The organism is Streptomyces sp. NPDC004732 (assembly GCF_040609235.1).
Taxonomy (GTDB): domain Bacteria; phylum Actinomycetota; class Actinomycetes; order Streptomycetales; family Streptomycetaceae; genus Streptomyces.
The window spans coordinates 76027-101593 of record NZ_JBEXJR010000010.1 but is presented as its reverse complement, the minus strand read 5'-3'; the positions used below and the strand labels follow the sequence as shown (position 1 = coordinate 101593).

24 protein-coding genes and 1 pseudogene are annotated in these 25567 nt (G+C 70.3%); 5 read left to right on the top strand and 20 right to left on the bottom strand.

The genetic code is table 11. The features are described 5' to 3' along the window. Nucleotides 1–84 precede the first annotated feature (84 nt). From ABZV77_RS29235 to ABZV77_RS29205, 7 genes are all read right to left on the bottom strand, one after another. Complete coding sequence (locus tag ABZV77_RS29235; RefSeq protein WP_356262971.1) at nucleotides 85–759, bottom strand: hypothetical protein; 675 nt, start codon at nucleotides 757–759, stop codon at nucleotides 85–87. Nucleotides 760–974: 215 nt separating this feature from the next. Then, nucleotides 975–1610: a hypothetical protein gene (locus ABZV77_RS29230; RefSeq protein WP_356262968.1), complete on the bottom strand. Its 636-nt coding sequence runs from the start codon at nucleotides 1608–1610 to the stop codon at nucleotides 975–977. Between the two features lie 92 nt (nucleotides 1611–1702). After that, nucleotides 1703–2893, bottom strand: coding sequence for an enoyl-CoA hydratase/isomerase family protein (locus ABZV77_RS29225; protein WP_356262965.1), 1191 nt, complete (start codon nucleotides 2891–2893; stop codon nucleotides 1703–1705). Between the two features lie 4 nt (nucleotides 2894–2897). Further along, complete coding sequence (locus tag ABZV77_RS29220) at nucleotides 2898–3200, bottom strand: hypothetical protein (protein WP_356262963.1); 303 nt, start codon at nucleotides 3198–3200, stop codon at nucleotides 2898–2900. Nucleotides 3201–3261: 61 nt separating this feature from the next. Then, nucleotides 3262–4290 (bottom strand): hypothetical protein, encoded by a 1029-nt coding sequence (locus ABZV77_RS29215; RefSeq protein ID WP_356262961.1) that lies wholly within the window; start codon nucleotides 4288–4290, stop codon nucleotides 3262–3264. After that, nucleotides 4287–4955 carry a hypothetical protein gene (locus ABZV77_RS29210; protein ID WP_356262959.1) on the bottom strand — a complete coding sequence of 223 codons (669 nt, stop codon included), beginning with the start codon at nucleotides 4953–4955 and terminating at the stop codon, nucleotides 4287–4289. The genes ABZV77_RS29215 and ABZV77_RS29210 overlap by 4 nt, the downstream gene beginning before the upstream one ends. A gap of 443 nt (nucleotides 4956–5398) precedes the next feature. Beyond that, complete coding sequence (locus ABZV77_RS29205; RefSeq protein ID WP_356263604.1) at nucleotides 5399–6427, bottom strand: SGNH/GDSL hydrolase family protein; 1029 nt, start codon at nucleotides 6425–6427, stop codon at nucleotides 5399–5401. 155 nt (nucleotides 6428–6582) lie between these two features. Between ABZV77_RS29205 and ABZV77_RS29200 the strand changes: the two genes are divergently transcribed. Continuing rightward, nucleotides 6583–7974 (top strand): cystathionine beta-synthase, encoded by a 1392-nt coding sequence (locus tag ABZV77_RS29200; protein ID WP_356262956.1) that lies wholly within the window; start codon nucleotides 6583–6585, stop codon nucleotides 7972–7974. A gap of 561 nt (nucleotides 7975–8535) precedes the next feature. On the opposite strand, the gene ABZV77_RS29195 is transcribed toward ABZV77_RS29200, so the two are convergent. Next, a complete protein-coding gene (locus tag ABZV77_RS29195) occupies nucleotides 8536–9387 on the bottom strand; it encodes a helix-turn-helix transcriptional regulator (protein ID WP_356262954.1) in 852 nt (283 codons plus the stop codon). Nucleotides 9388–9542: 155 nt separating this feature from the next. On the opposite strand from ABZV77_RS29195, the gene ABZV77_RS29190 reads away from it, so the two are divergent. After that, nucleotides 9543–10304 carry an SDR family oxidoreductase gene (locus ABZV77_RS29190; RefSeq protein WP_356262952.1) on the top strand — a complete coding sequence of 254 codons (762 nt, stop codon included), beginning with the start codon at nucleotides 9543–9545 and terminating at the stop codon, nucleotides 10302–10304. Between the two features lie 21 nt (nucleotides 10305–10325). Here ABZV77_RS29190 and ABZV77_RS29185 read toward each other — a convergent pair whose 3' ends face one another. From ABZV77_RS29185 to ABZV77_RS29160, 6 genes and pseudogenes are all read right to left on the bottom strand, one after another. Further along, entirely contained in the window at nucleotides 10326–10745 is a 420-nt protein-coding gene (locus tag ABZV77_RS29185; protein WP_356262950.1) for a hypothetical protein, read from the bottom strand. 11 nt (nucleotides 10746–10756) lie between these two features. Beyond that, nucleotides 10757–12184: a cytosine permease gene (locus ABZV77_RS29180; RefSeq protein ID WP_356262947.1), complete on the bottom strand. Its 1428-nt coding sequence runs from the start codon at nucleotides 12182–12184 to the stop codon at nucleotides 10757–10759. A 43-nt stretch (nucleotides 12185–12227) separates the two neighbouring features. Then, entirely contained in the window at nucleotides 12228–13163 is a 936-nt protein-coding gene (locus tag ABZV77_RS29175; protein ID WP_356262944.1) for an ABC transporter substrate-binding protein, read from the bottom strand. Between the two features lie 20 nt (nucleotides 13164–13183). Continuing rightward, nucleotides 13184–13855, bottom strand: coding sequence for an ABC transporter permease (locus tag ABZV77_RS29170; RefSeq protein WP_356262941.1), 672 nt, complete (start codon nucleotides 13853–13855; stop codon nucleotides 13184–13186). Nucleotide 13856: 1 nt separating this feature from the next. Further along, nucleotides 13857–14504, bottom strand: a complete 648-nt coding sequence (locus ABZV77_RS29165) for an ABC transporter permease (RefSeq protein WP_356262938.1) — start codon at nucleotides 14502–14504, stop codon at nucleotides 13857–13859. A gap of 356 nt (nucleotides 14505–14860) precedes the next feature. Next, a pseudogene (locus ABZV77_RS29160) lies at nucleotides 14861–15862 on the bottom strand (ABC transporter ATP-binding protein); the annotation flags it as partial. Nucleotides 15863–16003: 141 nt separating this feature from the next. Between ABZV77_RS29160 and ABZV77_RS29155 the strand changes: the two are divergent. Together ABZV77_RS29155 and ABZV77_RS29150 are read left to right on the top strand one after the other, a co-directional pair. Next, nucleotides 16004–17563, top strand: coding sequence for an aromatic amino acid ammonia-lyase (locus tag ABZV77_RS29155; protein ID WP_356262935.1), 1560 nt, complete (start codon nucleotides 16004–16006; stop codon nucleotides 17561–17563). Then, nucleotides 17560–18393 (top strand): MurR/RpiR family transcriptional regulator, encoded by an 834-nt coding sequence (locus ABZV77_RS29150; protein WP_356262932.1) that lies wholly within the window; start codon nucleotides 17560–17562, stop codon nucleotides 18391–18393. Before ABZV77_RS29155 ends, ABZV77_RS29150 begins: the two co-directional genes overlap by 4 nt. Before the next feature lie 87 nt (nucleotides 18394–18480). Here ABZV77_RS29150 and ABZV77_RS29145 read toward each other — a convergent pair whose 3' ends face one another. The 6 genes from ABZV77_RS29145 to ABZV77_RS29120 form a co-directional block, all read right to left on the bottom strand. Further along, entirely contained in the window at nucleotides 18481–18855 is a 375-nt protein-coding gene (locus ABZV77_RS29145) for a hypothetical protein (protein WP_356262930.1), read from the bottom strand. A gap of 75 nt (nucleotides 18856–18930) precedes the next feature. Continuing rightward, on the bottom strand, nucleotides 18931–19368 hold the full coding sequence (locus ABZV77_RS29140) for a roadblock/LC7 domain-containing protein (protein WP_356262927.1): 438 nt from the start codon (nucleotides 19366–19368) through the stop codon (nucleotides 18931–18933). A gap of 37 nt (nucleotides 19369–19405) precedes the next feature. Beyond that, nucleotides 19406–20218: a transcriptional regulator gene (locus ABZV77_RS29135; RefSeq protein WP_356262924.1), complete on the bottom strand. Its 813-nt coding sequence runs from the start codon at nucleotides 20216–20218 to the stop codon at nucleotides 19406–19408. Then, on the bottom strand, nucleotides 20215–20610 hold the full coding sequence (locus ABZV77_RS29130) for a hypothetical protein (RefSeq protein ID WP_356262921.1): 396 nt from the start codon (nucleotides 20608–20610) through the stop codon (nucleotides 20215–20217). The genes ABZV77_RS29135 and ABZV77_RS29130 overlap by 4 nt, the downstream gene beginning before the upstream one ends. A gap of 231 nt (nucleotides 20611–20841) precedes the next feature. Continuing rightward, nucleotides 20842–22206 (bottom strand): APC family permease, encoded by a 1365-nt coding sequence (locus tag ABZV77_RS29125; RefSeq protein WP_356262918.1) that lies wholly within the window; start codon nucleotides 22204–22206, stop codon nucleotides 20842–20844. 154 nt (nucleotides 22207–22360) lie between these two features. Continuing rightward, nucleotides 22361–23749 carry a diaminopimelate decarboxylase gene (locus tag ABZV77_RS29120; protein ID WP_356262915.1) on the bottom strand — a complete coding sequence of 463 codons (1389 nt, stop codon included), beginning with the start codon at nucleotides 23747–23749 and terminating at the stop codon, nucleotides 22361–22363. 140 nt (nucleotides 23750–23889) lie between these two features. On the opposite strand from ABZV77_RS29120, the gene hutU reads away from it, so the two are divergent. Beyond that, a complete protein-coding gene (gene hutU, locus ABZV77_RS29115; protein ID WP_356262912.1) occupies nucleotides 23890–25551 on the top strand; it encodes a urocanate hydratase in 1662 nt (553 codons plus the stop codon). Nucleotides 25552–25567: the final 16 nt, after the last annotated feature.

Here is a 25567-nt window from a genome sequence, read left to right as displayed (position 1 = left end):
CGGGTGACCACGGGGGACACGGCCGGATCACGGTCGGCAACGGACGCGGCGTACGACTCGACTCTCGCCGGGGAAACTCCTACCTCACAGATCGCCAGGGGCCGGTTCCGCGGGCCGCCCCGAGTCGTCCATCAGTATCGAGTGGGTCTCGAAGAGACCCGACCCGGCTTTCACCGGGATGCGCGACTCGACCAGCGTGACGCCACTGCGCAGACGGCTGTACGTCGGCGGGTGAGCCGTCTTCGGAAGGTCGGCCATGAACCGTGTCACTCGGTCAAGTTGCCCCTCGGACAACTCGTGCTCCGCGAGCATGCGGACGGCGCCGCCAAGTACCTGACCGAGCCTCTCGGCGTTGTCCGGATTGCCGACAGCCAACCTCACCCAGGAGCCGTCGGCGAACGTGACGCGCACATCCGCGTTGACCTCGCTGAACTTCATGCGGCGAACCTCGGCGACGGCATCCCGCGCGAACTCGCCGAGGACGTCGGCCTTCGCCAGACTGCCCTTACGGGTCGCGAGGAAGAGCAGACGGCGGTCCGTCAGGACCAGATCGGTCACGCAGTCCTCGGGGCGCCGCCCGGGATCGAGCTGCCACGGGACGGTCCTGGCGAGGCTGCCGGGCGCAGCCCACATGACGGGAAAGTCGTGCACCTCGTTCTCGGGCTCGTCCGGCTTGCCCCGGCCAGGAACGTCTCCCAGAGGAGTGCCCGAGGCTCCCCCGAGGTTCGCGATGAGGTTCGCGACCAGTGGGATGCCCACGAGCAGAGCGCGACCGGTACGACGGGCGGCTTTGTCCCCGGCTGACCGCAGCTGGTAGGCGGGCCCTGGCGGCCAACCGGTCAATTCCGCCTGAATATCGTCGCGTTCGAGGTTGCGGAACCAGCGTGAGCCTGAGACGGCCGGTGCCATGCCGGTGGCGAACTTGGCCGATGTACGCAGGAGCAACTGCTCATCGGAGTTCGGGTACCAATCCATCAGTATGTCGCCTGCCTCTGCGGGTCTCCGACACCGTGTGGTCCTTCATCTGAGTCCGCGGGAAACGCTACGGATCCGACGATGCCAGCGACGGCATGGGTGAATTCCTCCCACTGTTCCATGGACGCCGTATCCAGAGTGACAACTGCCGTGTACGGGCCGTTCCCAAAGGGGATGTGCACCTGAAACTGGCCCATCACCAGTTCCTCGTCATGACCGCTCTGGGTGTACTGACCGTCAATGAGGAGGCGTCGCACGGAGATTGACGACACCGCGGGCCCGCAAGGCAGATCGAGCCATGTCACGTCGTGTAGGGGGTCGGCACCGAGGACGGCTCGAATTCCCTGGGCCACGATCTCTTGATCGACGGAGTCGGATTCGAAGACCGACAACGTGAGGGAGCAATGCGCGACGCCGCCGCCGTCGATCTCGTACAACCCGATGCCGAAGAAGGCGACACCGTCGGCCAGCATTCCGTCGGCCGTCTCGCTGTACACCTTGCTCATGGCTTCCCAGAGCGGCTGGTCGCCGTGCGGGTAGATGTCGCGCACGAGCTGCCGTGCGGCCGCCGCGCGCTCGTCGGCGTCGAGAGAGACCTCGATGGCATGCATGCCTTCGGGGAGGTCGAACGTCATGGGCGGCAGCGAGACTCCCTCAACCGAGAGGGACCGCTCGGCTGTGCTGTCGGAGCCACTGGGTGGGCCGATACCGTTCATAGCGCTTGCTCTCAGTTTCCGTAGTCGGTGTGCGCGATGGTGTGGCCCTTGTAGCCCGTCAGACCGGTCTTGATGGCGGCGTCCAGGGTGCGACCACCGTTGCTCATGGGGGCGATCAGCTCATCGCTCTTGACGAACGGAAGCTTCGAGCCGAGGGCGTTGACTGTCTTCGTACCGGCCAGCTGCCCCCTTCGAAAGTTCTGCAGACCGCTCTCCGCAGCAAGCCTCAGGCGGCTGCCGCCCTGTCCAAGTTTGACGACGGGCGTGGCCTTCAGCGGCCCGAAGAGCTTGTACGCCTTGCCGATGCTAGTCACCCCGCGATAGCCGGAGCCGAGCTTGGCGGCACGCGCCGCGGCATTGCCGCCCTTGGCCAGCGCAGCCCCTCCGGTGAGCCCCTTGATGCCGGGAAGGACACCGAGAGCATCGAACGTGATGGACGTCCAACTGACATCCGCGCCAGCCGCCATGGCCGTCAAGTGGGTCAGAAGCGCTGCTCCGCTGGTCGCCATGGCAGCGACGGCGAAGATGGCTCCGAGAGGCTCAAAGGGGGCGGTGATGATGGCCAGGACACCGAGGGCGTTGCTGACCAGGCTCAGTGCGTCGCCGATCGCCTTGATCATGTCGGCGTGTTCCTTGAACCACTCTCCAGTGGCGTCCCACGCCTCGGCGAGCCCCTTGCCTAACTTGTCCCAGAAGCCCGGCTCGTCCGGGGCGATGTCGCCCGCCTTGTCGAGTTCCTTGCTGATCGCCCCGGCCGCCTTGGCGTAGCGGTCCTCCAGGTCGTGCACCTGGCCGATGACCTCGTCGACGTCCCCCGAGGCCTTCCCGCTCTCCTTGCTGTTGGGCTTCGCCTCCGAGCGGGCGTCCAGCTTCTCCCCGGCCTTCTTCTCGAGGCGGTCGGTCTCGTCCTGGAACTCTTTGAGTTCCCTGGCCCACCGGTGCAGCGCGCGCGACGCCTTGTCGAAGGATTCGTGGCTCTTGCGGATGAGTGGGGTGACGTCCTCGCCGATGTACTCGGTGAACGCGAGCGCCGCCTTGCCCTTCCAGGCACCGCACTCGATGCGTTCCAAGTCCCGGGCTGCAGATCCCAGTTCACCTGCGAGTCCGCCGAGTTTCTTCGCTAAGTCGCGCGTGTCCTCGACGTTGCCGGGGGTGGGGTCCCAGCCGATGTTCGGGAGCGCGGGGCGCTTGGTGCCGGTCACGCCGCTACTTGCTCTTCTTCTTGGCGGATTTGAGGGACTCGGCGAGGGCCTGGTCGAGTTTGCTGAATTCCTCGTCGATCTTGTTGATCATCTTGACGGCACCCTGGGTGTGCTTGCCGAGCTGTTTGACGCCGTAGCCCCACTCGTCGGCGAACTCGTGGACGTCCTCGATGAGCTTTGAGGCGCCGACGACCGAGCCGTCGGTGTTCTTGAGGGTGCGGCGTGCCGCGTCCATGCGGTCGCTGACCGAGGAGAAGGTCTTCTTGAGGTCCTCGAAGATCGTCCCGTCGAGGCGGAGGTCGCTCATGTCGGTGTCCTGACTCCCTGGGCGGTCGTGGTCGTGGTCGTGGCCCCGGCCCTGGCCGTGGTCAGCGGTTTACGGACTGGATCTCGCGTACGACGACGTCCTGCGTCGCACCGAACTCGCCGGGGGGCAGGTCGCCGCCTGGTTCCGTGGTGCTCTTCCAGGTGACCCGCCAGGTGATGGTGGCCCCGAGTTCGTACGAGGCGTCGCCGGACGAGCGCAGATAGCGCACGCCGCACGGCGGGTCCGTGTCCGCCGGGGTTCCCTTGGCGCGGGGCTTGCCGATCCGGCCGTCGTCGCCGATCGGGCACTCGCCGGACGACGGGTACGTCTCGGCGTCCGACGTTCCCGGTTCGAGCTTCAGGGAGACGGGCTCGGCGGTCGTCGTCGCGGAGAGGCCCGTTCCCGGCAGGCTCGCGGTCACCGAGATCTTCTTGAACTTGGCCTTGTCGAGCCACATCCAGGTCGGCAGGTTGACCTTCGTCTCGCCCTCGGGGGCCATCTTGATCTCCGTGTCGGGGACCGGGATCTGGCCGTAGGCGTACTCCGCGAGGATCCTGGGGGAGACCGCGAGTCGCTCCTTGGGCGGGTCGCCCTTGGCCACCCAGAACGGCATCCTGTCGCAGGCCTGGGCCTCTGGTTCGTCCTTGCGCGTCTCGTCGATCGCCGCCGCCCAGAACTGTCCCTCGCCCTGCTTGTCGAGGTTGTAGTTCTTGTAGGGGTGGCCCTCCTTGAAGTACGAGTCGAAGACCCCGCCGACAAGTTCACCGATCCCGAGGACGCCGATCTGCCGGATCGCCTTGACTGTGGCCTGGACCCCCTTCGGGGAGTACGCAGGTTCGTACCAGCAAGCAGGCGGATCCCAGTTGCTGTTGGCAGGGGTGAGCGTGCCGGTCTTCGCGGACTTCGGGCTGCCCTCGACCGTCGTCTGGACCTTCGTCTCGACGGTGAGGCGCTTGTCCTGGCGATCGCCTTTCGCGCTGCCGAGGGCGGCGCCGGGATTCTTGTCACGGGCATGCGCAGGGGCGACAGTCGCCATCGCTGCCAGGACGAGGCCAGAGACGATCAGGGTGCGGAGCTGGGTCGGCTTCACCGCTGGCACTTCTCCGACTTCTCATCCGAGATGATTCGGGCTGCCTGCCATACGCCCTTCGAGTTCTTCTCCATGCGGGTGTTGTAGAAGGTGAAGTCGTTCGAGTCGTCTGAATCGCCTGATCTGTCGACCTTGCCGGTCTTGAGATCCTTGCTGTAGGCCTTCGTGTCGTCACCGCAATACGTCACCGCGGCCGCACCCCCCTTGAGCGTGGTGACCTCACGGTTGAAGTACCGGGTTTCGCCGACCCACGTCGTGTCGGCCTTGGAGAACGACTCGACATACCGACCCGCACTGAGGAGTGCGTCGCCCTTCGAGTAGAACTTCAGCGCAGGGTGGTCCCCGGCGTGGACGGTGATGGCCTCGTCGATGGAATCGAGCATCCGCTCGTGATCGGCGAGCACCGCATCCTTCTTCGGGTCCCCCGTCTTGGCCCCCTCGAAGACGTTCTTCACGTCCTTCGGCAGCTTGATCTCCGGGCGGTCGACCCCGCCCTCCGACGCCTTCGGAGACGGCGACTCCTTCTTGCTGCCTGAGTCCGTGTCGGCGCCCGCGATCTTGTCCTTGGAGTCGCCGTCGCCGTCACCCCCTCCGCACGCCGAGAGCGAGAGGACCGCGGCAGCAGTCATGGCGGCTGCTGCGAGCAGGGTGGGGCGGCGGTTCACGGTCAGCTCCTGGGGGCGAGGGTTCTCTGGAGTGAACCAAGCTATCCAGGAGGGGTGGGGGACACCAGCGGCAGGGGCGCTGGTCAATGGCATATATAGGCGTATACCAGCAGAGTTTGAGTCACCATTGATCACTCTTGGCTCGTATGTGTCGCGCACCGCCACGATCCGAGAAGTGGGCGACCGTCCCGGACAGCAAATCAGGGCATGTCTCGGGTGAGGGTGGTGACCGGTCGGTGAGAGTGCCCAGGCGGGCGGGAGGGGATGAGGGGCGCCCCCCGGCCCTCCTACGCAGTTCGTTCCGCCGGGGACAAGGCGGCCCGCCGTACCGGACACGCCATTTCCGCCAGGTACGGGCTCCACCACCGTGCCGGGCGGCTTGTCAGGGGCGCGGGGAACTGCGCGATCAGCCCCCACCGGCCCGCAGGCGGAGACGGACCGGGTCAGTGCGGCAGCGGTGACGGCTCCGGAGTGTGGATGCGGCGGCGGCGACGCCGCTTGAGGAGTGCCCACGGCCCCCGGGGGCCCGTAGGCATCGCCGCAGTGACCTCCGTGCCGCCCTCCGACGCCGCCCGCGCCGCCGCCCGCGCCACCGGCAGGAAGCCCTCGCGACGCGAGACATCGGGGCGCTCCTCCTCCGGCCACAGGCCCAGCGCCGCGCACAGCGTGGGGAGTACCGCCATTGCCGCGGTCGCGTAACCCTCCGCGGAGGGGTGGTAGCGGTCGGGGCCGAACAGTTCCCGGGGGTGCGCCGCGAACTCGGGGCCCAGGAGGTCGCCGAGCGACACCGTCCGGCCGCCCTGCTCGACCGCGCCGATCGTCTGGGCCGCGGCCAGCTGACGCGAGACGCGACGGGCCAGCCACCGCAGCGGCTGGTAGACGTTCTCGACCGTGCCCAGGTCGGGACAGGTGCCGACCACCACCTCCGAACCGGCCGTACGCAGCCTGCGTACCGCCGCGGAGAGGTGGCGCACCGACCGCGTCGGCGGCATCCGGTGCGTCACGTCGTTCGCGCCGATCATGATGACGCAGACGTCGGGCACCCAGGCGGGGTCCGAAAGGATCAGCGTCACCTGGCGGTCCAGGTCGTCCGACTGGGCGCCGGGCAGCGCCACGTTCCGCAGGTCGACGGGGCGCTCGGCGACCGCGGCCAGCCCGGAGGCGAGCAGTGCCGCCGGGGTCTGCCTGGCCCGGTGCACGCCCTGCCCCGCGGCCGTGGAGTCCCCGAGCATCGCGAACCGCACCGGTTCGGCGTGCGTCGGGCGGGCGGCCTCCGCGGCGAAAGCCCCGCCGTAGCGCCCGTCGGCGCGTGGGGGATCCACGTGCCCGTTGCCCACGTTCCGCTTCGCCAGCTGCACCTCGGCGAGCACCACGCCCACCGTGGCAGCCCCGAGCAGCCCGATGCCTCCGCCGCCGTACGCCGCGCCCGCGGCGATCCGCCGCGCCACCCTCGCCCTCGACATGCCCTGCAGCCACCTCCTCGTGCCGTACCGCTGCGTACGGCCGCACATCCACTCATTGCCCCGTAAGCACGGTCGGCCAATCGCAAGCAGAGGTGAACGGATGAGCCGGACCCTTAGGCTGACCGCACCAATTCGTCGCACTACATCGCAGCCCGGAGACAACGGTGCAATTCCACGACTCGATGATCAGTCTCGTCGGCAATACCCCGCTGGTGAGGCTCAACAACGTGACCGCGGGCATCCAGGCGACCGTCCTGGCCAAGGTCGAGTACTTCAACCCCGGCGGTTCCGTGAAGGACCGCATCGCGCTGCGCATGATCGAGGCGGCCGAGCAGAGCGGGGAGCTGAAGCCCGGCGGCACCATCGTCGAGCCCACCTCCGGCAACACCGGAGTCGGTCTCGCCATCGTGGCCCAGCAGAAGGGCTACAAGTGCATCTTCGTCTGCCCCGACAAGGTGTCCCTCGACAAGATCAACGTGCTGCGCGCGTACGGCGCCGATGTGGTGGTCTGCCCGACCGCCGTCGACCCCGAGCACCCGGATTCGTACTACAACGTCTCCGACCGGCTCGTGCGCGACACGCCCGGCGCCTGGAAGCCCGACCAGTACAGCAACCCGAACAACCCCCTTTCGCACTACCACTCCACGGGCCCCGAGCTCTGGGAGCAGACGGAAGGGAAGATCACCCACTTCGTGACGGGCATCGGGACCGGCGGCACGATCTCCGGGACTGGCGGCTACCTGAAGGAGATCTCCAAGGGCGCGGTCACCGTCGTCGGTGCCGACCCCGAGGGGTCCGTGTACTCCGGCGGGTCCGGGCGGCCCTACCTCGTCGAGGGCGTCGGTGAGGACTTCTGGCCGACCGCGTACGACCGCAACGTGACCGACGAGATCGTCGCGGTGTCCGACAAGGACTCCTTCCAGATGACGCGGCGGCTCGCCAAGGAGGAGGGGCTCCTCGTCGGCGGGTCCTGCGGCATGGCCGTCGTGGCGGCGCTGCGGGTCGCGGAGCGGCTCGGTCCGGACGATGTGGTGGTCGTCCTGCTGCCGGACAGCGGGCGCGGCTACATGAGCAAGATCTTCAGCGACGAGTGGATGAACGACTACGGCTTCCTGGAGGAGGCGGGCGACCAGCCGCGCGTGGCCGACGTGCTGAGCCGCAAGGAGGGCGGCGAGCTGCCCTCGCTGGTCCACATGCACCCCGAGGAGACGGTGGGGGAGGCGATCGAGGTTCTTCGCGAGTACGGCGTCTCGCAGATGCCGATCGTCAAGCCGGGCGCGGGCCACCCGGACGTCATGGCCGCGGAGGTCATCGGCTCGGTCGTCGAACGCGAGCTCCTGGACGCCCTGTTCGCGCAGCGCGCCTCGCTCTCCGACCCGCTGGAGAAGCACATGTCGGACCCGCTGCCGCAGGTCGGCTCCGGTGAGCCGGTGGCGGACCTGATGTCGGTGCTCGGCGGCGCCGACGCGGCGATCGTGCTCGTCGAGGGCAAGCCGACCGGTGTCGTGAGTCGGCAGGACCTCCTCGCGTTCCTCGCGGAGCAGCAGTCCCAGTGATCTGATCCCTGTGGCCCGGGTCCCGCGAGTCGCGTTCCGCGAGGGAACTTCGCGCAAGTGGTACGAGCACGACACGTGTACGCAGCACACGCTTAACACGGCTCGGGCACATTGGTGGTTGTCGGCGTCAGGAACTCCGGAGCGGCTCCCGGATCCATGGACGTCTGGACGCGGACGGCTCTGACCCGTCACGCGTCCTGCGCGAGGACCGCCGTCGTCCCGCCCCCTGGGGTGTTCCCTGGGGGTGCGGCGGTCCTCGCGGTGGCGCGGTATCGCTCCGCTGGGTTGGGCGGTCTTTGTCTGCGGGCCCGACGTGGCCGATCGCGCAGTTCCCCGCGCCCCTGAAAGACCACCGGCACATTTCCGTCTGCGGGCCGGTGGGGGCTCGTCGCGCAGTTCCCCGCGCCCCTGAAAGCCCCTGCCGGGGCCCGGGATCGACGTGCCGGTTGCCTGTTAGGGGCGCGGGGAACTGCGCGAGCAACCCCCACCTACCCGCAGACGAGAACAGGCCGGTGGTCTTTCAGGGGCGCGGGGAACTGCGCGAGCAGTCACGGCGGGCGGTCAGGAGGTTGTGGACCTTGGGGCCAGCGCGGGGGCCGTCCAGCTGGCCAGGAGGGACAGGCGGTCCGCGCTCTCCGTGCCCGGTTCCGCCGTGTAGACGACCATGAGTTGGTCGGGGTCGCCGGGCAACGTCAGGGTCTCGTACGGCAGGACCAGTTCCCCCACGACCGGGTGGTGCATGCGCTTGACGCCGTGCGTCTTCTCCTTGACCTGGTGGTCGGCCCAGAGGCGGCGGAAGTCCTCGCTCTTGACGGACAACTCGCCGACCAGCGCGCAGAGTTCGCCGTCCGAGGGGAAGCGCGCCGCGTCCAGGCGCAGATACGCGACCGTATCCGCGGCCACCGACTCCCACTCCGGATAGCAGTCGCGCCCGGAGCTTTCGAGGAAGACGTGGCGAGGGATGTTGCGCTCGGCGGGGGAGAGGCTGGAGAAGCCGTTGAGGGCGTCGGCCAGGCCGTTCCAGGCCAGGACGTCCATGCGGCGGCCGAAGATGAACGCCGGGGCCCGGTCGATGCTGTCGAGCAGCAGCCGCAGCCCGGGGCGGACCTGCTGTGCCGTGGTCCTGGCCTTGCGGGGGCGGGCCCCGGGGCGGGCCACGGTGCGCAGGTAGGCGTGCTCGGTCTCGTCCAGGCGCAGCACGCGGGCGATGGCGTCGAGCACCGCGTCGGACACCGAGGGGCCGCGGCCCTGTTCGAGGCGGATGTAGTAGTCCACGCTCACGCCCGCCAGCTGCGCGACCTCCTCGCGGCGCAGGCCGGGCACGCGGCGCCTGCCGTACGAGGTGAGGCCCACGTCGGCGGGCTGGATGCGGGCGCGCCGTGAGCGCAGGAAGTCACCGAGGTCGCCGTCCATGCGTTCGATTCTAGGTGGGCGGGCCGATTCCATCCTGGTACTGCCAGACCCAGGAAGAGCGGAGCCCTGGGTGGCGGGGAGCGGTCCGCACAGAGTGGTTCTCGCCGCCGGGAGAGTCTCCGGCGCAGATCAGCAGACCATCAGGGAGATCACTCATGTCGTACGAGACGCTTCAGGACCGCACCGCCCTCGTCACCGGCGCGGCCAGCGGCATCGGAGAGGCCACCGCCAGGCTGCTCGCCGCCAGGGGAGCGCGGGTCGTCCTGCTCGCCCGCCGCGCGGACCGGCTCGAAGAGCTGGCCGCCAAGATCGAGGCCGACGGCGGCCGCGCGCTCGCCGTCACCGCCGACGTCACCGACCAGGCGTCGGTGGACGCCGCAGCCGAGCGGGTCAGGGCGGTCTACGGACGCGTGGACCTGGTGGTGAACTCGGCGGGCGTGATGCTGCCCAACCCGGTCACCGAGGCCCGCACCGACGAGTGGCAGCGGATGCTGGACACGAACGTGGCGGGGGCGCTGCGCATCATCGGCGCCTTCACGCCGGACCTGATCGCGGCGGCCGCGGAGGGCGGGGCGGCGGACCTGGTCAACATCTCCTCGATCGGCGCGCACCTCGCGTTCACCAACTACGCGGTGTACGGAGCGACGAAGGCCGCGCTGACCTATCTGTCGGAGTCCCTGCGCACCGAGCTCGGGCCGCGCGACGTGCGCGTCACCAACGTCGAGCCGGGCTTCACGGACACCGAGCTGCGCGGGCACATCGACAACGGCGAGCTGAGCGGGCAGCTGGAAGGCATGTTCGGCGCGGTCGGCGCGCTGGAGTCGGAGGACATCGCGGACCTGATCGCCTATGCGACGAGCCGCCCGCGCCACGTCAATCTGCGCCAGCTGATCGTGCTGCCCACGCGTCAGGCGTGAGCCGTCCCGGCGGGGACGGGGTCAGTCGTCCCACTCCGACCTGCGCTCGTCGCGCCGCCGCCCGAAGGGCGACCCGCGGTAGGAGGCCGCCACGTTCACGCCGACGATGCCCGCCCAGGACACGAAGAGTCCGGTCAGGCCCGCGTTGACCACGGCGATCGCGGAGAGCGGCACCGCGAGGATCAGCGAGACGACGCCGAACCCGAAGCGCTCGCCCCAGGAGTCGACCCCGCTCGCGGGGGAGCGGGCGCCACGGGCGACCACCATCTGCTGCTCGGCCAGGTGGCGGCGCATCCTGCGGTCGATCGTGCCGTCCAGGCGCTGCTCGATCTTCCCGAGGAACGAGTCGACCAAGGCGGAGTCGTACTCTTCGCCGAGTTCTCTGCGGGCATGCAGAGTGGCGTCGAGTTCCTTCTTGAGTTCGGCGTCACGGGCTTCCATACCCGTTTACGTTACGGCGCCGGGGCGTCCTGGGCGGTGGGGCTAACCCCCCTTTCCACCCGGGGTCCATCCCCCGGGACGGGCGGGTTCCGCCGGGCCAGCGTCCAGTACAGCACCGCGGGCACCACGAGGCCCACGATCCAGGAGATGTCGGCGCCGCCCAGCGGGTCGACCAGTGGGCCCGTGTAGAAGTGGGTGGCGAGGAAGGGCAGCTGGGCGAGGACACCGACGCCGTAGACGACGAGGGCGTCCCAGCGCCAGGCGCCGTAGCGGCCGTGCGGGTCGAAGAGGGCGGGGATGTCGTAGCGCTCGCGGGAGATCAGGTAGTAGTCGACCAGGTTGATCGCCGACCAGGGCGTGAAGAACGTCAGCAGGAACAGCAGGAAGTCCTTGAAGGACGACAGGAAGCTGTCCTTGCCGAGCAGTGCGACCGCCGTGCCCGCCACCATGATCACGGCGATGTACGCGGCCCGCCCGCGGGGCCCGAGCACCTTCTGGCCGCGGAAGCCGCTGATGCTCGTGACCATCGACATGAAGCCGCCGTAGGTGTTGAGTACGTTGATGGTCAGCTTGCCGAGCGCGATCACGAAGTACAGGAACGAGGCGATCAGGCCGGTGCCGCCGAGACCGACGACGTACCCGACCTGGTTGGCGAGGAACGCGTCCCCCGCGCTCGCCGCCACGAGCACCCCGAACGTCATCGACCACTGCGAGCCGATCGCCGACCCCGAAAGCGTCCACCAGAACGTGGCCTTCGTCGACGTCGTGCGCGGCAGATAGCGCGAGTAGTCGGCGACGTACGGACCGAAGGCGAGCTGCCAGGACGCCGACAGGGAGACGGCGAGCAGGAACATCGGCAGGTCGAAGTGGGCGTCGCCGAGGAGCGCCGACAGGTCCACGCGGTCCAGGAGCCGGATGCCCAGGTAGATGAAGGCGAGCGCGCAGATCACGCTGGCCACCCGGCCCAGGACGTGGATGACGCGGTAGCCGACCGCCGCCATGACCGCCGTGACGACGGCGAACACGATGATGCCGGTGGTGTCGTTCGTGTGCGTCAGCTCGGCCGTCGCCTGCCCGGCGAGGACGCTGCCGCTCGCGAAGAAGCCGACGTACATGAGGATGACGAGGAGCAGCGGAACGACCGCGCCCTTCACCCCGAACTGGGCCCGCGACTGGATCATCTGCGGCAGCCCCAGCTTCGGCCCCTGCGCCGAGTGCAGCGCCATGACCGCGCCGCCGAGGAGGTTGCCGAGGACGAGACCGACGAGCGACCACACCACGTCGCCGCCGAAGACGACGGCGAGTGCGCCCGTCACGACCGCGGTGATCTGCAGGTTGGCGCCGAGCCAGAGCGTGAACTGGCTGAACGCCGTGCCGTGCCGTTCGTCGTCCGGGACGACGTCGATGGAGCGCCGCTCCACCAGGTCTTCAGCTGCCATGCCGGTCAACTCCCCTTGCTCGTACGCCTACTTCTGTGGCTGCCTACTTCTTCGTGATGCCGTGCTTTTCCGCCCAGTCCTGCGCGACGTCCTCCGGGTCCTTCTTGTCCTTGTCCACCAGGCGGTTGAGCTCGGTGAGCTGGGCCGTGGTCAGGAGCGCGCCCAGGCGGGCGAGCGCCTTGCGCACCGTCGAGTCGGCCTTGCGGTCGGCGATGAGCGGGACGATGTGCTGGCCGGGGACGAGGTTCTTGGGGTCGGTGAGGACGACCCAGCCCTCGGCGGCGATGTCGGTGTCGGTGGTGAAGAGGTTCGCGACGTCGACGTCGCCCTTGCGCAGGGCGCCCTTCACCAGCGGCCCGGACGAGTCGAGCGACTTGAACTCCTTGAACTCGACCCCGTAGACGTCCTTGAGGCCGACCGCTCCCACCGTGCGCTTCTTCACCTCGGCGGCGGCGCCGATGACCAGCTTGCCGTTGTGCTTCGCCAGGTCGGCGAGGGACTTGAGGCCGTACTCCTTCGCGGTGTCGCGCGTGACGACGAACGCGTCGGAGTCCTCGGCCCGCCCGTACGGGAGGATCTGCAGGCCGCGCGGGAGGCGCATGGCGAGGGCGTTCTGCATCTCGCCCTCCTCCGTGGCCTTCGCCTCGGGGTCCAAGTAGTGCAGGAGGGCGCCCTGGTACTCGGGGAGCAGGTCGATGTCGCCGCCCTTGAGCGCGGGGATGAGGATCTCGCGGGTGCCGAGGTTGGGCCGGACGTTCGTCTTCACGCCCGCCGCCTCCAGGGCGGCCGCGTACAGGTACCCGAGGACCTGGTTCTCGGTGAAGTTGGCGGTGCCGATGGTGACGCCGTTCTTGCTCGAGCCGCCTCCGCCGCCGCCCCCGCCCCCGCCGTCGAGGGAGGTGATGCCGCCGCTGCAGGCGGCGAGCGCGGGAACGGACGCGGTGGCGAGGAGTCCGCCGAGGAGGGTTCTGCGGTTCATGGGATCGCTCCTGGGCCTGCTCAGGCCTGCTTGGCGGGACGGTGGCGGAAGAGGGCGCGCTGGAGGCCGGAGAGCGCGAGATCGAGTACGACGGCGACGACGGCCACGAGCACCGCGCCGCCGAGCACCTGGACGAGGTCGCGCTGGGCGAGTCCGTCGAAGACGTAGCGGCCGAGGCCGCCGAAGGAGACGTACGCGGCGATGGTGGCCGTCGCGACGACCTGGATGAGGGCGAGCCGCAGGCCCGTCATGATCAGCGGCAGCGCGAGCGGCAACTCGACCTGGAGGAGCACCTGGTGGGCCCGCATGCCCTGGCCGCGCGCCGCGTCCCGCACCTCGGGGTCGACGGCGGTCATGCCCGCGTACGTGTTGGTGACGATGGAGGGCACGGCGAGCGCGACGAGCGCGATGTAGACGGGCCACATCGACAGGCCGCTGGCCAGGAAGACCAACACGACGAGTCCGACGGTGGGCAGCGCCCGGCCGAAGGAGGAGAGGTTGATGGCGACGAAGGCGCCGCGTCCGGTGTGCCCGATGAGCAGGCCGACGGGCAGCGCGATGGCGGCGGCGATGACCGTCGCGAGCAGCGAGTACTGCAGGTGCTCGACGAGGCGGTGCCCGATGCCGTCGGGCCCGGTCCACTGCTCGCCGCTGACCAGCCAGGCGCCGAGGTCCTTGAAGAGTTCGTACATGTCAGGCGCTCCTCCGGCGACGGGTCCAGGGCGTCAGGACGTACTGGAGGGTGACGAGCAGCGCGTCCGCGACGAGCGCGAGGAGCAGGGTGAGGACCACGCCGACGATCACGGGGGTGGGGAAGTTGCGCTGGAAGCCGTCGGTGAAGAGCTGTCCGAGACCGCCGTCGCCGATGTACGTCGCCACGGAGACCAGCGAGATCGACATGACCGTCGCGATCCGTACGCCCGCCATGATCACCGGCAGGGCGAGGGGGAGTTCGACGGTGAGCAGCGTGCGCAGCGGCCGGGTGCCCATGGCCTTGGCCGCTTCCTTCGTCTTCGCCGGGACGGAGTCCAGGCCCTCGACGGTGTTCCGCAGGAGCACCACGAGCGTGTAGATCGTCAGGCCGATGACGGTGGTGGTGCGGGTGAGCCCGCTGACCGGCAGGAGCAGTACGAAGACGGCGATGGACGGGATGGTGAAGAGCACGTTCGACAGCCCGAGGAGGAGTCCGCGCAGGGGGCGGACGCGGTGGGCGAGGACGGCCAGCGGCAGCGAGATCAGCAGGCCGAGGGCGACGGCGGAGAGGGCGGCCTGGAGGTGGGAGAGGGTGAGGGTGGTGAGGTCGTCGGTGTGGTCGGCTATCCACGACCAGTCGACGGTCATGATCCGCGCTTCGCTGTCGCGGGGCCGTCTTCTGGGCGCGGGTCGGTGGGGGCTTGTTGCGCAGTTCCCCGCGCCCCTGGGGGCGTTCCCGTCGTGCTCGGCTGCGGGCCGTCGTCGGTTGCTCGCGCAGTTCCCCGCGCCCCTGACTGGTCCTCCTCGGCCCGCGCCGCTGAGTGGGCCGCCTCGTTCCGCGTCCCTGACGGGTCCTCCTCAGCCCGCGCCCCTGACTGGTCCTCCTCTTGGCGGGACTTCTCCGTGCCGGGTGAGGTGGTCGACTTAGGGGCGCGGGGAACTGCGCGATCAGCCCCCACCGGGCCGCGGACGGAACGGCCCTTCTCGTGCGCCGCACTCGCCCCGTCGTGGATGTCCTCCCGGGACGAGACCCCCGTCAGGCGGCCCTCCGCGTCGACGCGGGCCACCAGCCCCGTCGGGGCGGACAGCGACTCGTCCAGTGCCGCGAGCAGCGAGTCCGTGTCCCGGAGGGGACGTACGGGGACGTCCGCCGCGTCACCGTCCTTGTGCCGCCAGGCCAGCGGGGCCCCCGCCGAGTCCAGGCGCAGCGTCCACGCGCCGCCCTCGGGGGCAGGGCCCTGCGGGACCCCGGCCAAAGTGGAAAGGGAAAGAAGCTTCAGGCCGCGCTCCGCGCCCAGGAAGTCCGCGACGAAGTCGTCCGCCGGACGGGCGAGGAGTTCCGCGGGCTCGGCGCACTGCACGAGATGGCCGCCGGTGCGGAACACGGCTATGCGGTCACCGAGCCGCACCGCCTCGTCGATGTCGTGCGTGACGAAGACGATGGTCTTGCTCAACTCCCGCTGAAGTCGCAGCAGTTCGTCCTGGAGCTGGGTGCGGACCACCGGGTCGACCGCGCCGAACGGCTCGTCCATGAGCAGCACCGGCGGATCCGCGGCGAGCGCGCGGGCCACGCCGACGCGCTGCTGCTGGCCGCCGGAGAGCTGGTGGGGATAGCGGCGCCCCGCGTCGGGGGCGAGGCCGACCGTCTCCAGGAGCTCCGCGGCCCGCGCCCGCGCCTTCCTGCGGCCCCAGCCGAGCAGCAGCGGCACCGTGGCGACGTTGTCGAGGACCGTGCGGTGCGGGAAGAGACCGGCCTGCTGGATCACATAGCCGATGGAGCGGCGCAGCTCCGCCGCGTCCTGCTCCAGGACGTCGCGACCGCCGACCCGGATCGTCCCCGAGGTCGGGTCGACCATCCGGTTGATCATGCGGAGGGTCGTCGTCTTGCCGCAACCGGAGGATCCGACGAGGACGGTCACGCCGCCTTCCGGCATGTCCAGGGTGAGGTCGTGGACCGCTGTCGTGCCGTTCGGGAAGCGTTTGTTGACCGTGTCGAACTGGATCATGAGGAGTCCCTTGCCCGGCTGTATATCGTCATGCAGAGTTCTCGTTGTCTGAATAGATTGTCAATACCTAGTCGGCGCTCGAACGCAAATCGCTCGCGATTGCAGGCCGACAGGCAAGACAGGGCGTCCGATTGAGGAGGAATGCGAGTGAAGTCGTCTCGTATCGCGGACAGGGCGACCGGCGACAGGAAAGCGGTCGTCGTCCTCGACGGCTGGGGACTGATGGTCGCAGACGTCGTACGCCTGGCCGAATCCGGTGCCCGGCCGGTGCCCGCGACCGATGGAATGAAGCGCGCCGAGGACTCCTGGAACGCCGCGAGAGAGATCGCCGCCTGGGGCCGCGTCTACGGCCGCTCCACCGGCGTCGGCGCCAACCGGAACGAGAACGTGCCCACCGAGGCCGCCGCCGACCACGGCCTCAGACTGCTCCGCTCGCACGCCGGAGCCATCGGCGCCGAACTGCCCGCCACCCAGGTCCGCGCCATGCTCGCGGTCCGCGCCAACCAGCTCCTCGCGGGCGGCGCCGGACTGCGCCCCACCGTCGTCACCGCGCTCTGCGCGGCCCTGGAGACCGGCGCGTACCCCACGGTCAACGAGTTCGGCTCGGTCGGCACCGGCGACATCGCGGCCCTCTCCCAGATGGGCCTCGCGCTGGCCGGCGAACACCCCTGGCAGGGTCCGGGGGAGCCGCCGGAGTCACAGCCCCTCGACAACAACGACGCCCTCGCCCTGATCAGCAGCAACGCCCTCACCCTCGGCCAGTCCGCGCTCGCCCTGCACGAGCTGCGCGGCCTGATCGGCGCCACGCAGGTCGTCGCCGCGCTGTCACTGATGGCGGTCGACGGTTCGTACGAGGCGTACGCGCTGCCCGTGCACGAGGCGCGGCGACACCCCGGCTCGTACGCGGTCGCCGAGCGCATGCGCCGCTTGCTGGGCGCCCCCGACCGCCCCACTCCGCCCCTCGGCCGTATCCAGGACCCCTACGGCTTCCGCTGCGTGCCGCAGATCCACGGCCCCGCGCACGACGCGGCGGACGCCCTGGAAGAGGTCCTCACCGTCGAGATCAACGCGGCCGCCGAGAACCCCCTGATCTCGCCCGACGACATGGCCGCGTACCACCACGGCGGCTTCTACCTGGCCCAACTCGCCCTTGCGCTCGACCACTTCAGGCTCGCCGTGACCCAGGCGGCGCGCCTGTCGACCTCCCGCCTCTCCACCCTCAACGAACCGGCCTTCACCCGCCTGCGCCCCTTCCTCGCGGACGGCGAACCCGCCTCGTCCGGCGTCATGATCCTCGAATACGCGGCCGGGGCCGCCCTCGGTGACCTGCGGGCCTTCTCCGCGCCCGCCTCCCTGGGCCACGCGGTGCTCTCCCGCGGCGTCGAGGAACAGGCCAGCTTCGCCTCCCTCGCCGCCCGCCAGACCCTGCGCGCCTGCGAGGCGTTCCGCATGGTGGTCGGATGCGAACTGGTCGCCGCCATCCGGGCGTTGCGGCAGCGGGACATGCGTCTCGATCCGGACACACCGCTCGCCCGGGCCTTCGAACTCGCCGACTCCGTCCTGGAAGCGGAGCTCGCGGACCGGCCGTTGACGGATGATGTGACCGCGGCGGCGGGGCTGCTCGACCGGTTCACCATCCTGTGGTCGGAACTCGGCGCCGGAACGACAGCGGGTACGGACATCCTGAGGGGGACGGCATGAGTGACAGCCCTGCCGCGCGACTGCAAGTGCTCTTCGAGGGCCACCGGCTCACGCCCACCCAGCGGCGCATCGCGCACTGCATGGTGCGCAGGGCCGCCGACGCGCCCTTCCTCTCCAGCGTGGAGCTGGCCGAACTCGCGGGCGTCAGCCAGCCCTCGGTCACCCGCTTCGCGGTCGCCCTCGGCTTCGACGGCTATCCGGCGCTGCGCAGGCACCTGCGGGACGTGGCGCCCGCGGAGGAGTCCGGGGTCACGGCCGCCAACGAGTACCAGCAGGCGGTCGACGCGGAGATCGAGAACCTCCGGCACCTCGCGGAGGTCCTCGCCGACCCGGCGCCGGTCGAGCGCGCGGGACGGCTCCTCGCCGAGTCCCGGCCCCTCCCCGTCCTCGGACTGCGGGCCGCCGCCTCCCAGGCGTACGGCTTCTCGTACTTCGCCGCGAAGGTCCACCCCGACGTACGCCTCCTCGACGAGGGCGGCACGATGCTCGCCGACCGCGTCGACGCGGCGGTCCGGGCCGGTGCCACGGCCCTCCTCTGCTTCGCGCTGCCCCGCCACCCCCGCGAGGTCGTCGACGCCCTCGCCTACGCGCAGTCCACGGGCCTGACCGTGGTCACCGTCGCCGACTCGGCCTTCGCCCCGGTCGCCGCCCACTCCGACCTCCTCCTCCCCGCGGCCGTCGGCACCGGCCTCGCCTTCGACACGGCGTGCGCCCCGATGCTCCTCGGCCGCGTCCTCCTGGAGGCCATGTGCGACAACCTCCCGGACGCCCAGGCCCGCCTGGAGGAGTTCGACGTGCGGGCGGCGGCGCGGGGCCTGTTCGTGGAGTAGGGGAGTGAGAGTGAGCAGACATGAAGGCGACGCCACGCCCGGGGGGAGCGCGGCGCCGCCGGTCGGCCGGACGTCAGGTGTCAGATCTCAGACGTCCAGGCCAGCTTCGATGCGTTTCAGCTGATGGCGGGCCATCGCCAGGTTGGCGCGGTCCTTGTCGAGGGCCAGGTAGAGGAAGAGGCCGTTGTTGTTGCGCCCCTTCATCAGCCGGATGAGGTGGTACTGCGAGCCGAGCGAGATCAGGATGTCCTCGATCTCGTCCTTGAGCCCGAGCATCTCCATGGTGCGCAGCTTGGCGCGCACCACGTCCGTGTTCCCGGCCGCCGCCACCGACAGGTCCAGGTCCTTTCCGCCCCCGATGGTGCCGAGGGCCATTCCGCTCGTGTAGTCGACCAGAGCGGCGCCGATGACGCCCTCGATCGTGGTGGTCGCTTCCTTGAGTGCGGTCTCCGTGTCGGTCATGTGCTTCGTGCTTCCTTTCCGTCTGCCGGGCGTCCGTGCTGAAGAGGACGACGAGGGTGTGGTGGGGGGCATGAGTCAGGTTTCCTCCGCTCGTTCGACGGCGGCGTCGACCAGCTCTCCGATGAGCGCGCTGGAACGGCGGGCCTCCAGGTGCAGCCGGCCCACGTTGATGCGGGGCTCGGCGAGCAGCGTGAGCACGGCGGACGAACCGGCCGCGTAAGTGGCCACGTAGCCCTGTTCGCCTCGGATGAGCAGTTCGCGGAAGCCGCCCTGATGCGTGGCGTCGGACAGCCGCAGGGCCACGCCGAGCGCCGCGGCGGTGAGCGCGCAGACGCCCTCCGCCTCCACGTCCGAGGCGTCCTGCGCGAGCAGGAGCCCGTCGACGCTGGCCGTCAGGGCGCCGCGGAGCTGGGGAAGCCGGGTCCGCAGCCGTTTCAGTTCGCCGAGTACGTCGGCTTCGGCAGCCACCAGCTCTCTCCTCCCTGCGCGCCTCCAGGGCGCGAAGAACTTCATGTGGACGAGGTCCCGGCCCAGGGGGCGGCAGGGAGATTCACAGCGCCTCCAGCGCGTCACGGACCCGGCGCAGCAGTGCGATGTCGGGCTCGGCGCAGCCCGCCGGGTCGGTGAAGGGGAGGGCCGCCGTGACCTGCTCGTCCCCCGGTGTTCCGGGGTCCTCCACGAGACCGGCGGCCGCCAGCCTCCTGACCTCGACCAGGGTGTGGAAGGACGGGCGGCCCAGGGCCCAGGCGATGGCCGTCGGCGTCCGCACGCCGTCCGCGAGCCGCAGCAGCGCACGCTGGCGCACGGTGACCGCCTGGCCGGGCGCGGGCCGGCGGGGCACGACCGGCGCGGTGTCGACCTCGGGGCGGGGCCAGATGCTGTCCAGGAAGGCACGGCGCCGCACGGTCTCGCGCTCGACCGCCGCGGCGGGCACCGGGCGGACCGGGCCGAGCCAGTGCGCGACGCCGTAGCGGAACCGGGTGGGGCCGTTCGCCGCCCCCAGGACGAAGAACGCGGCGTCGAAGAGCGCGCCGAGGTGGCAGATCTCCAGCTCGCCCGCGGTGACCCGGCCGCTGGCGACCAGCTCACGCCCCACCTCGTGCCGCGTCCCCGCCGCCGAGAGTGCCTCCTGCCAGCCCTGCTGTTCCAGGGCGCCACCTGCCGTCAGCAGGACGTCGACGCCGGGCGCGGCGGGGCTCTCGGCGTGCACGACGCGCCCCTCGACGAGGTAGAGGGTGCCCTGGGCGCGCAGGAAGGCGCCGCTGGCCCGCTCGGCGGCGAGCCGGGTGAGCAGGGGCGAGATGGCGGGCGCGGTGATGGCCTGCGGGACTGCGGCGGGCTCCGCGGCCCGCAGGGCGTTCACACCAGCACCAGTCGTTCGGCCAGGCTCCGCAGCCGTATTCGAGCCATGGCGAGGTTGCCGGTGTCCCGGTCGAGCCAGAGGTAGAGGAAGACGCTGCTGTCGAAGGTCGTCTCCACGTACCGGATCAGATGGAATCCGGTGCGCGTGGTGAGCATGAGGTCCTCGACCGGGAGTCCCTTGAGGTCCGCGCCGTCCTCGACCGGGGTGAACGCCTGGTACTCGGCGGCCGCGCGGGCCACCTCGGCGGTCTCCGCGGCGGTCGCTTCGTAGTCACCGTTGGGGGAATCGCCGACCGAACCGAGGGCGAGCCCGCTGGTCCAGTCGACGATCGCGGCTCCACGGGCACCGGGCAGTGTCATGGCTTCGTACAGACACTCGTCGATTCCGGGCACGCGGCCTCCCCTTCCCCAAGGTGGAACCGGGCGGTCCCCACCACCCGACCGGGCGGCTCTCGCCGTCCGGTGCAGAGGAAAGTACGCAGGGGAGCCGGGGCTCCGCGGTGATTGGGCATATTCCGCGGGAACACGTCCGAGGTCGACGGGACGCGTTCGGTCATGGCCCGCGGCGGCCCATCGCTGACCGAATGTGCCGGTCAAGCGATCGAGGCGTCCCCCGGGGCGGTCTCAGTCCTCGCCGCGGGTCCTGAGTACCACCTTGTTCACGCCCCACAGCGCGATGCCGATGGCGATGAGCACACCGGCGCGGATATACACCTCCGCGGGGCGGTCCGCGAGGGGGCTGGCGAGGATCAGGGCGGTGATCGCGCCGAGTACGGGGAGGACGGTCGGCGCGCGGAAGTGCTGGTGCCCGACGGGGTCGCGGCGCAGGACCAGGACCGCCACGTTGACCACCGCGAACACGCACAGGAGCAGGAACGCCGTCGTGTCGCCGAGGCCCTCGATCTCGCCCGTGGAGACCAGGCCGATCGCGAGGAGCGAGACGAAGACGATGCCGACGACCGGGGTGCGGCGCCCGGCGAGGACCCGGCCCATGGCGCGCGGCAGGATGCGTTCGTTGGCCATGCCGTAGCAGAGCCGCGAGGCCATCATGATGTTGATCAGCGCCGAGTTGGTGACCGCGAACAGGGCGATGAGGGCGAAGAGTTCGTGCGGGAAGTCGACGCCGCCCGCCTTGACGACTTCGAGCAGCGGGCCGCTCGATCCCTCCAGCGTCTTGTAGTCGACCAGGAGGGACGAGACCAGGGCGACCAGGACGTAGATCGTGCCGGTCACCGCGACGCCGATGAAGATCGCGCGGGGGAAGGTGCGCACCGGATCCTTCGTCTCCTCGGCCATGTTCACCGAGTCCTCGAAGCCGACGAAGGCGAAGAAGCCGAGGGCCGTGGCGCCCAGCACCCCGGTCATCAGGGCGTATCCCGTGCCGTCCGACTCGAACTGGGTGAGGCGCGAAGGCTCGCCGTCCCCGGTCAGCACGGCGTACGCGCCGATCGTGAGGATGATCGCGAGGCCGGTCAGCTCGACGAGGGTGAGGACCACGTTCGTCTTCACCGACTCCGAGACGCCCCGCATGTTCAGCGCCGCGAGCAGCACGATGAAGGCGATGGCGATCAGGGTCGGCGGCAGCGCGTCGTCCGTCAGCTCGGCGAGGTAGTCGCCGCTGAAGGCGCGGGCGGCGGCGCTCGCGGAGGAGAGCCCGGAGCACATCACCATGAAGGCGATGATGAAGGTGAGGAACGGCGTCTTGAACGCCTTCTGGGTGTAGAGCGCGGCACCGGCCGCCTTGGGGTACTTGCCGACCAGTTCGACGTACGACGCCGCCGTCAGGATCGCCACCACGAAGCCGATCGCGAACGGCACCCAGAGCGCGCCGCCGCCCTTCCCCGCGACCTTGCCGGTGGTGGCGTAGATGCCGGTGCCGAGGATGTCGCCGATCACGAAGAGGATCAGCAGCTTGGGGCCGATGGCGCGGTGCAGCGCGCCCTCTTCGGCGGGTGGTGATGCGGTGGTGGACGTGTCGGATGTCGTCACAGGTGCCTCCCCCGAGACCGGGTACGGGTCGAGGGAGGGTGTGCCCGTGATCCAGGTCACTATGCGGGAGTTGAGGAAGCTCAGAGCATCCGGTGGCAGTTCAGCACGACAGCGACAGCGACAGCGACAGCGGTCAGGGACTTCGCGGCGCGTTTCAGAGGCTGCGCAGCGCGTCCCGTTCCGCGCCGCCGCCCGCCTCCGCCACGATCTCGTCGAGGGTCTGCGGCTCGCGCACCACCGCGAAGCGCATCGCGTCGTCGTACGCGGAGAAGCCGTGGATGCCGGGCCTGGCAAGGCTGTTGTACGAGTAGTGCTGGGCGAAGTAGTAGGCGCCGGTGTCCAGGGCGGCCACGTAGTCGCCCGGTTCGAGCAGCGGCAGCGGGCGGTTCTCGGCGAGCAGGTCGCCCGCGAAGCAGGCCGGGCCCGCGATGTCCTGGCCGACGGCGGGACCGCTCTTGGGCCGCCCCTTCGCATCGAACGCGGCGATCCGCAGCGGCCACGACGCGGGCGCGTACACGGTCCTGGTCGCCACCTGCACACCCGCGTGCGTCACCGCGATGGGCCTGCCACCAGCCCGCTTCGCGTACTCGACGCGGGCCAGGATCGTGCCGTGCTTGGCGAGCAGCGAGCGGCCGAACTCGGTGACGATGCCGTACCGCCCGTCGAGCAGCCCCGGCACGCGGGCCTTGAGGCGGCGCGCGTACTGCGCGTGGGTCGGGGTCTCTTCGTCCGAGCCGAAGTTCACGGGCAGGCCGCCGCCGATGTCGACGGTGTCGACCTGGTGCCGCCCGGCGCGTCCGTTGATCTCCTCGGCCAGTTCGTACGTCGCCGCGACGCCCCGCACCATCATCTCCAGGGGCATGCCCTGCGACCCGGAGTGCGCGTGCAGGCGGGTCAGCCACGGGCGGTCGAGGAAGGCTCGGACCACCCACTCCCTGGCTTCCTCGTCGCGCAGCGGCACCCCGAACTTGGACGTGGCCGTGGCCGTCGAGAGGGCGCCGATCGCGCCGCCGCCGATCTGCGGGTTCACGCGGATGCCGAGCGGGGAGCCGGTCAGCGCCGACCGGGTCATGGCGTCGATGCGGGCCAGCTCCTGCGGGTTGTCCGCGTTCACCGCGATGCCGAGCGCCAGGGCCTCGCGGAGCTCGGCCTGGGTCTTGGCGGGCGAGTCCAGGACGGTCTCGGCGGGCGGCACCCCGGCGGCCCGCGCCAGGGCCAGCTCGCCGGGGCTCGCCACCTCGGCGCCGATCCCCGCCCCGCGCAGCAGCCGCAGGACCGGGACGAGCGGGGTGGCCTTCACCGCGAAGGCGTGCAGGACGGGGGTGCCGGGCGGGGTGACGGCGTTGAAAGCGGCGTGCAGGGCGGCGCAGCTCGCGCGGATGCCTGCGACGTCGAGCAGGCCCGCGACGGGGGCGGCGGGGCCGACGACGCCCTGCTCGACCGCGGCGGCGACGGCCCGGTCGCGGCGGGCGGCGGATTCGGCACCGGGTGCCGCGTCGCCGCGGAGCACCTGGGTCTGGTCGTTGTCCTCGTCGTGGCCCATGTGATCCAGCCAATCATCCGGCGCGGGGCCCCGCTGGCGTACTCGTGCATTCGTTCGCTATTGACTAGCTCTATTCAGGACCCCAGGATGTGAATAACAAGGTCACAGGTAACAGGTCACAGCTTCGAGGAGGCATCGCCATGTCAGGACCCCGCCCCGTACGGGCACCGCGCGGTACGGAACTGAGCGCCCTGGGATGGCAGCAGGAAGCCGCCCTCCGCATGCTGCAGAACAACCTCGACCCCGAGGTCGCCGAGCACCCCGACAAGCTCGTCGTCTACGGCGGCACCGGCAAGGCGGCCCGCGACTGGCGCTCCTTCGACGCGATGGTCCGCACCCTGAAGACCCTCAAGCAGGACGAGACGATGCTCGTCCAGTCCGGCCGCCCCGTCGGCGTGATGCAGACCCACGAGTGGGCGCCGCGCGTCCTCATCGCCAACTCCAACCTGGTGGGCGACTGGGCGAACTGGGAGGAGTTCCGCCGCCTGGAGCAGCTCGGCCTCACCATGTACGGCCAGATGACCGCGGGCTCCTGGATCTACATCGGCACGCAGGGCATCCTCCAGGGCACGTACGAGACGTTCGCCGCGGTCGCCGCGAAGAAGTTCAACGGCACGCTGGCCGGAACCATCACCCTCACCGCGGGCCTCGGCGGCATGGGCGGCGCCCAGCCGCTCGCGGTGACGATGAACGACGGCGTCGCGATCTGTATCGACGTCGACCCGCGCGCCATCGAGCGCCGCATCGAGCACAAGTACCTGGACGTGAAGGCGGACTCCCTGGAGCACGCGCTCCAGCTCGCGGTCGAGGCGCGCGACGCCCGCCGCCCCCTCTCCATCGGCCTCCTCGGCAACGCCGCCGACCTGCTCCCGCGGATGCTCGCCGAGGGCGCGCCCATCGACATCGTGACGGACCAGACCTCCGCCCACGACCCGCTCGCGTACCTGCCGACGGGCGTCGACTTCGACGACATGCAGACGTACGCGACGAAGGACCCGGCGGGCTTCACGACCCGCGCCCGCGAGTCGATGGCCAAGCACGTCGAGGCCATGGTCGGCTTCATGGACGCGGGCGCCGAGGTCTTCGACTACGGCAACTCGATCCGCGGCGAGGCGCAACTGGCCGGTTACGAGCGGGCGTTCGCGTTCCCGGGCTTCGTCCCCGCCTACATCCGCCCGCTCTTCTGCGAGGGCAAGGGCCCGTTCCGCTGGGCGGCGCTCTCCGGCGAGGCCTCGGACATCCACAAGACGGACAAGGCACTCCTCGACCTCTTCCCCGAGAACGAGTCCCTGCACCGCTGGATCAAGATGGCGGGCGAGCGCGTCCACTTCCAGGGCCTCCCCGCCCGCATCTGCTGGCTCGGCCAGGGCGAGCGCGACAAGGCGGGCGACATGTTCAACGACATGGTCGGCAACGGCACCCTCGCCGCCCCCCTCGCGATCGGCCGCGACCACCTGGACTGCGGCTCGGTGGCCTCCCCGTACCGCGAGACGGAGGCCATGCTCGACGGCTCCGACGCGATCGCCGACTGGCCGCTCCTGAACGCCATGGTCAACGTGGCGTCGGGCGCCTCCTGGGTCTCCATCCACCACGGCGGCGGCGTCGGCATGGGCCGCTCCATCCACGCGGGCCAGGTCTCGGTGGCCGACGGCACGAAGCTCGCGGGCGAGAAGATCCGCCGCGTCCTCACGAACGACCCGGGGATGGGCGTGATCCGGCACGTCGACGCGGGCTACGACATCGCGGAGACTGTCGCCGACGAGCGGGGCGTGCGCGTTCCCATGCGAGAGGGCGGGGCGTGAGTAACTCGGCTTTCCC

What these genes read in the sequence shown, in the direction of transcription:
- ABZV77_RS29230 (WP_356262968.1), bottom strand. Translation starts at nt 1,610, where the DNA reads ATGACGTTCGACCTCCCCGAAGGCATGCATGCCATCGAGGTCTCTCTC.
- ABZV77_RS29220 (WP_356262963.1), bottom strand. Translation starts at nt 3,200, where the DNA reads ATGAGCGACCTCCGCCTCGACGGGACGATCTTCGAGGACCTCAAGAAG.
- ABZV77_RS29195 (WP_356262954.1), bottom strand. Translation starts at nt 9,387, where the DNA reads ATGGACGGCGACCTCGGTGACTTCCTGCGCTCACGGCGCGCCCGCATC.
- ABZV77_RS29190 (WP_356262952.1), top strand. Translation starts at nt 9,543, where the DNA reads ATGTCGTACGAGACGCTTCAGGACCGCACCGCCCTCGTCACCGGCGCG.
- ABZV77_RS29185 (WP_356262950.1), bottom strand. Translation starts at nt 10,745, where the DNA reads ATGGAAGCCCGTGACGCCGAACTCAAGAAGGAACTCGACGCCACTCTG.
- ABZV77_RS29180 (WP_356262947.1), bottom strand. Translation starts at nt 12,184, where the DNA reads ATGGCAGCTGAAGACCTGGTGGAGCGGCGCTCCATCGACGTCGTCCCG.
- ABZV77_RS29175 (WP_356262944.1), bottom strand. Translation starts at nt 13,163, where the DNA reads ATGAACCGCAGAACCCTCCTCGGCGGACTCCTCGCCACCGCGTCCGTT.
- ABZV77_RS29170 (WP_356262941.1), bottom strand. Translation starts at nt 13,855, where the DNA reads ATGTACGAACTCTTCAAGGACCTCGGCGCCTGGCTGGTCAGCGGCGAG.
- ABZV77_RS29165 (WP_356262938.1), bottom strand. Translation starts at nt 14,504, where the DNA reads ATGACCGTCGACTGGTCGTGGATAGCCGACCACACCGACGACCTCACC.
- ABZV77_RS29155 (WP_356262935.1), top strand. Translation starts at nt 16,004, where the DNA reads ATGCGAGTGAAGTCGTCTCGTATCGCGGACAGGGCGACCGGCGACAGG.
- ABZV77_RS29150 (WP_356262932.1), top strand. Translation starts at nt 17,560, where the DNA reads ATGAGTGACAGCCCTGCCGCGCGACTGCAAGTGCTCTTCGAGGGCCAC.
- ABZV77_RS29145 (WP_356262930.1), bottom strand. Translation starts at nt 18,855, where the DNA reads ATGACCGACACGGAGACCGCACTCAAGGAAGCGACCACCACGATCGAG.
- ABZV77_RS29140 (WP_356262927.1), bottom strand. Translation starts at nt 19,368, where the DNA reads ATGAAGTTCTTCGCGCCCTGGAGGCGCGCAGGGAGGAGAGAGCTGGTG.
- ABZV77_RS29120 (WP_356262915.1), bottom strand. Translation starts at nt 23,749, where the DNA reads ATGGGCCACGACGAGGACAACGACCAGACCCAGGTGCTCCGCGGCGAC.
- hutU (WP_356262912.1), top strand. Translation starts at nt 23,890, where the DNA reads ATGTCAGGACCCCGCCCCGTACGGGCACCGCGCGGTACGGAACTGAGC.